The sequence below is a fragment of the Bartonella sp. AA81SXKL genome, from assembly GCF_042196945.1.
Classification (GTDB): domain Bacteria; phylum Pseudomonadota; class Alphaproteobacteria; order Rhizobiales; family Rhizobiaceae; genus Bartonella.
Map to the genome: position 1 here is coordinate 1 of NZ_JBHIRH010000371.1, position 585 is coordinate 585.

1 protein-coding gene is annotated in these 585 nt (G+C 36.2%); it reads left to right on the forward strand.

Annotated features, from left to right (window positions below; genetic code table 11):
* Window positions 1-293 precede the first annotated feature (293 nt).
* Window positions 294-585, forward strand: a 292-nt coding sequence (rsfS, locus tag ACFINZ_RS11740; RefSeq protein WP_375701614.1) for a ribosome silencing factor, incomplete at its 3' end; no start/stop codon positions are given.

Here is a 585-nt window from a genome sequence, read left to right on the forward strand (position 1 = left end):
GTGATAAAGGCATATTGATGCATACAAAAATACAATGGCGTTCATTTCTGATTTCAATTTTCTTTTGCATCAATTAAGTGTAGAAGAATAAAGTAAAACGAAATATTTAGGGTAGGACTCTTTGGATGAATCTGTGACGTGAAACACGCAAGATTTTAAGGAGGTAGGGCGAACTTAAGAGAAGCTAATCTGATGACAGATTGGAGGATAAGAGTGTTATTCCTAAAGAACGAGGAGGAGGTCAAAAAATTGTGCTTCTCTTTTGAGAATGGTTCTTCTTTTTTATACTCTAAATGATAAGAAAGGATATGAGTCTGGAAAATATTTCACAAAAATACTCTTGCAGTATTGTCCCTCTTGCAGAAAAAAAAATCTTTTCTGTCAATGATGGTCTCAAGGTTATTCTAAAGAGCTTAGAGGATACAAAAGCAGAAGATATTGTCTCTATTGATATTCAGGGCAAGTCATCTTTAGCTGATTACATGGTTATAGCTTCAGCACATTCACAACGTCATGTATCTTCTGTTGCTGACCACTTGTTACGGACGTGGAAGGACAGTGGCTATGGTCGAGCAAGTGTAGAAG